The organism is Candidatus Melainabacteria bacterium RIFOXYA2_FULL_32_9, from assembly GCA_001784615.1.
In the GTDB taxonomy this organism is placed as follows: Bacteria; Cyanobacteriota; Vampirovibrionia; order Gastranaerophilales; family UBA9579; genus UBA9579.
Genome location: MFRQ01000027.1, coordinates 9281 through 14158 on the forward strand (window position 1 = coordinate 9281; position 4878 = coordinate 14158).

Annotated in this window: 5 protein-coding genes and 1 pseudogene (1 of these 6 running past the window's edge); 2 read left to right on the top strand and 4 right to left on the bottom strand. The window is 32.0% G+C overall.

Going from position 1 to position 4878, the window contains the following annotated elements; genetic code table 11:
• Positions 1-103 (bottom strand): annotated as a pseudogene (locus tag A2255_03035) (hypothetical protein); it reaches 188 nt to the left of the window's first position.
• Positions 104-353: 250 nt separating this feature from the next.
• Between A2255_03035 and A2255_03040 the strand changes: the two are divergent.
• Together A2255_03040 and A2255_03045 are read left to right on the top strand one after the other, a co-directional pair.
• Entirely contained in the window at positions 354-1526 is a 1173-nt protein-coding gene (locus A2255_03040) for a hypothetical protein (GenBank protein OGI22786.1), read from the top strand.
• A gap of 168 nt (positions 1527-1694) precedes the next feature.
• The gene (locus tag A2255_03045) at positions 1695-1979 is read left to right on the top strand and encodes a hypothetical protein (GenBank protein OGI22787.1); all 285 of its coding nucleotides are present in this window, start codon (positions 1695-1697) and stop codon (positions 1977-1979) included.
• Positions 1980-2053: 74 nt separating this feature from the next.
• Here the strand turns inward: A2255_03045 and A2255_03050 are convergent, their stop codons facing one another.
• The 3 genes from A2255_03050 to A2255_03060 all read right to left on the bottom strand — a co-directional run bounded on the left by A2255_03050 (position 2054) and on the right by A2255_03060 (position 4785).
• Positions 2054-3277 (bottom strand): cysteine desulfurase NifS, encoded by a 1224-nt coding sequence (locus tag A2255_03050; protein ID OGI22788.1) that lies wholly within the window; start codon positions 3275-3277, stop codon positions 2054-2056.
• A 14-nt stretch (positions 3278-3291) separates the two neighbouring features.
• The gene (locus A2255_03055; GenBank protein OGI22789.1) at positions 3292-4122 is read right to left on the bottom strand and encodes a Fe-S cluster assembly protein NifU; all 831 of its coding nucleotides are present in this window, start codon (positions 4120-4122) and stop codon (positions 3292-3294) included.
• 249 nt (positions 4123-4371) lie between these two features.
• Complete coding sequence (locus A2255_03060; GenBank protein OGI22790.1) at positions 4372-4785, bottom strand: hypothetical protein; 414 nt, start codon at positions 4783-4785, stop codon at positions 4372-4374.
• Positions 4786-4878 lie beyond the last annotated feature (93 nt).

Here is a 4878-nt window from a genome sequence, read left to right on the forward strand (position 1 = left end):
CATTAGCTATTTGAGTTAATGAATCTTTTATTTTTAATCTTAGCGGTTTGTCTAATTTTTTTTGTGATTTGTTAGCCGTATTGGTCAAAAAGATTTCGTACATATTTGGAAATCCTAAACTGTAAAAATTACATCAAAGATAAGTATTTTAGCTATATTCGTGATTTTTAGTTTATCAAACATTTGTGGTTTATAGCAAGATAATTTAACCTGAGTGTATATAGCCTTTACTAAAAACATATACTTTTATTCAGTAAAATAAAAAATAAAAATCATCTGTTGAGGAATTTATTCATCTTTATTCTGATTTTATAGTTATAAACTAACTAGGATAAAGAGAAGAATAATTTCTTATGATTTTTAAACTTTCAAACAGGCTTAAATATGCATTAATTATACTACTTTTATTGCATAATCAGGCTTTTTCCTCACAAATAGATTTTAATGCAATTAATTCTATTGAATTGCAATTGTTTAATCAAAGTTTTATTAATGAGCCAATAAGTGCACGTTTAGACAGAATTGAACAATCTGCATTTGGAAAAACTTATAATGATGATATAGCCCGGAGAGTTTTTAGAGTTTCTCAAATAGTCAATAAATATTCGAGAAACCAAAATATTGGTAATGTACTTGATTCAGATGAGCTTATTTCAGCTGATAACTCAGCTACGGATTATCCTGCTGTTACCCAGCTTGAAATAAAGGTTTTTCATGAGGCATTTGTTAGAGAAAATATTTATTCAAGGCTGAACAGACTTGAAAGCAAGGTTTTTGGTACAACATTTTCAAGCCAAAGCCTGGCTGACAGGTTAGATAGATTAAAATCGGCTATTGACCCTAATGCTGATGATTTAGCATATGATGAAAAGACCAGTACAATTTATTCAACTCATAATGGTTCAACTATATATACAAATGTATCTGTGCTTGAACAAAAAGTATTTGGGCAATCATTTGATAATGAACTCGTAAGTCTGCGCCTTGAGAGACTTGAGAAAAAGATCTTTGGAGCAATTCAGTCAGGAATGTTTGATACTCGAATAAGTCGCTTAAATAATGCTGTTGAAAATACTTCTGGGCAGTCAGGAAATCTGCCTGGTCAGCCTAATCAGAATTATTTAGGTAATAATGGCATGCAAGATAATAGCTTTTTTTCAAATGGTATGGGGGAGTGGGAAGAGGACTTTTTTTGTGACCAACCACAAAATCAATCCACGCTTTCCAGTTCAGGGGGATTATTAAATCTCCTGCAAATGCTAGCAGTACCTTTTATTGCTGGATATTTAAATAGAAATAACTCAAATACGGTTGACCCTAATTATTATCAGTATCAAAATAATGGATATCCCTATAATGCAAATTATCCTTATGCGTATCCCACTAATAATCATTATGGAGTGCCGTCAGGCTATTGGGGAAATAACTATGGATATAACAATTTTGGGGCATATCCACAAACTCATATTATTACACGTCAGCTATTACATAACGGAATGGGGGCAGGAGTGCATATATTACCTTAACTTGATTATTTGTAACAAAATATTAAATTGTAATTTGTACACTAGCAACTTTTTTATTTTTCTTACTTAATATCATCTGTGATTAAAATATAGCTTTATTAAATTAATTATAGCCAGTTTTGCTAATAAACTTAGCATTAGTTGAGCTTGATTAATGAGGAGAATTAAATGATAACTTTGTATAATCGTATAAATCCATTAAATGTGTTCAAAAGTAAAGTAAAAAGTAAGTCTATACTTGATTTTGATGGAGAACTTTCCTTTGGTGAAAATTTTTCCAATCTCGAAGTAGAAAATAAATTAGAAAAAGATTTTTATGATCTAAAAAAAGCAATTAGGCAAAAAATGATAGAAAAAGCTATTGTAGATGAATTTGGTAAGGAAATGCCTTATCTTGCTGCTAAAGTAGCACAAAAATTCCCACTTACTCCAAATACTTATGGAATTGCATAAACCTCCTATCCTTAAATATAATAAAAGTAAAAAGACCAGAATAACTGGTCTTTTTACTTTATACTGTTTTGGGTTTATTTTCTTGATAACTTAATTTCTTCAAGTTCTTTAAGTTGCTTTTGGAAAGGGGAAATACTGTTTAATTTTTGAATTACTTGAGGAACTGCGTCCAACAAATAATCTATTTCTTCTTCAGTATTATACCTGCTAAGGCTGAATCTGATGCTGCCATGGATAGCAGTAAACGGTATTCCCATTGCTCTTAACACATGACTTGGTTCTAAGCTGCCACTTGTACATGCACTGCCTGAGCTGGCGCATATATTCAAGTCGCTAAGGTGTAAAAGAATTAATTCACCTTCTATATACTCAAAGCTTATATTAGTGGTATTAGGAACTCTGTTAATTCTTGATCCATTGACTCTCGCATTAAAAATTCTTTCGAGTAAGCCTCTTTCGAGCTTGTCTCTTAAATATTTTATTCTGGTATTTTCATCGTCAAGATATTTTAGTGCAAGTTCTGCTGCAATTCCTAAACCTATAATGCCTGCTACATTTTCAGTGCCTGCTCTTTTTCCTCTTTCCTGATGTCCACCAATTATAAGAGGGTTTACAAGTGTACCTTTTTTAATATAAAGTGCACCAATTCCTTTTGGAGCGTGAATTTTATGGCCTGAAATGGCAAGTATGTCTATTTTTGTGTCCTTAACGCTAATAGGTATTTTGCCGGCAGCTTGAACTGCATCAACAAAGAAAATTGTTTCAGAATTTTTCTCTTTGATTATTTTCGCCATTTTTTCGACTGGAAATATAACACCAGTTTCATTGTTTGCCCACATACACGCAACTAGCGCTGTATCTGGGGTTATACTATTTTTGAATTCTTCAAGATCAAGTTCACCTTCAGAATTTACTGATAAATACGTTGCTTTATAGCCTTTTTTCTCCAGCCATTTAAATGTATTTAGTACGCAGGGGTGTTCAACTTTTGTAGTGATAATATGCTTTTTATGAGGATGAACCTCTAAGGAGCCTCTTATTGCCATATTAGCACTCTCGGTTCCGCAGCTGGTAAAAATTATTTCCTGAGAATCAGTAGCACCAACTAGTTCTGCAACTTGTGTTCTTGCCTTTTTAATATATTTGCCAACTTCTCCGCCAAAAGCATGCATGCTTGACGGATTGCCGTAATTTTCAGAGTAAAAAGGAAGCATTGTTGATACCACTTCATCAGCAACTTTTGTGGTTGCATTATTATCGAAATAAAGTATATTTTTTGATTTTTTTACGTTTTCCATTATATTTACCTTATTTATGCTTCAAATACTTGAATATTTCTATCGATTTGCTCTTTTAAAACTCCTTCAACAAAGTTTTTTAGAGTTAAGCTATTACTCGGACAGTTTTTGCAGGATCCCTGTAATTTAACAAAAACTTTATTTCCATCAACATCTACTAATTCAATATCACCACCGTCTTTTCTAAGTTCAGCAGCAATATAATTTTCAAGTATATTATTAACTTTAATAATCATTTGAGTTTTTGAAAGAGGTTTTATTTCAGGTTTTGTTTCACGCATTTGGATTTCATCGTTGATAATTTCTTGAATATCATCATGGCATTTACCGCAACCACCGCCTGCTTTACAATAATTTGTCACACCTGCAATGCTTACGATATCATTTTCTTTGATGATTTGTCTTATTTTTTCTTCAGTAGTACCAAAGCATTTGCAAACTATTTTGCTTCCAACTTCAATTTTTTCGGCAGGTCTACCTTGATAATTTTCAATAGCTGCTTCTAGTGCTTCTTTGCCCATAACGCTGCAGTGCATTTTTTGTTCCGGTAAACCGCCTAAAAAGTCAGCAATATCTTGATTGTTGATTTTTGAAGCTTCTTCCACCGATTTTCCGATTATCATTTCAGTTAATGCGCCTGCACTTGCAACAGCAGATCCGCAGCCAAATGTCTGGAATTTTGCATCAATTATGATCCCAGATGATTTATCTATTTTAAGAAAAAGTTTGAGCGCATCACCGCAGCTTATGCTCCCTACTTCTCCTATAGCATCTGCGTTTTCTATTTCTCCGACATTTTTAGGATTTCTATAGTAATCTCTTACTTTTTCTGTATATTCCCACATTGGTTTGTTCCTTTAAACTAAGATTTAAATAACGATTCTGCATTTATTTTACTTTAAACATTGGTTATATCAAAAAAAATTAATACAGATTTAATTTTTTGTTTACTTGTTTAGAGTTACCTATTTATAATGACGAATTTTATGTTTAAAGTTTCTAATAGCACTCGGTTTTAGGATTTTATATGACTTTCAATAAAAAAATGGGATAAAATTTTATCCCATTTAGTGAATTGTTTATATAACTAAATTTTACGCAGCTTTGAAGAAATCTCTCAATTCCTCAGGTAATTGAGCTGAAATATCTTCTGCTTCACCAGGTGTGATTTGGTCTTTTAATGTATGTAATACTGCTTTAGTTAATGATTCTGCGTGCAAAGGTAGGCCTTCTCTTAGAATTTCATTTTCTACGAGGCTCATTAATTCAACTTTATGGCGGTATTTGAGTCTTTTACCTGATAAAAAGAAATAGTTAGTTATCCATATCTGGTTGTTCCAAATTCTCTTTAAATCATGTGGTAATTGATCTGCAACATCTGAAGCTTCTTCAACTGTTAATCTGTGGCTGAGAATACTTAAAACTATTTGTACGCCTCTTTCAGCTACATTTTTATCTTGTATGTTAAGTTGTTGCATCACTTTTTTGATAAAATCATCTTTATTCATGAAAATTCCCCCTTACTATTGTTACGTTAAACTGCTTTTTGATTTTTATATTAATTTCACCAGCGTTATCTTTTACATTCATTTTTAGGTTTA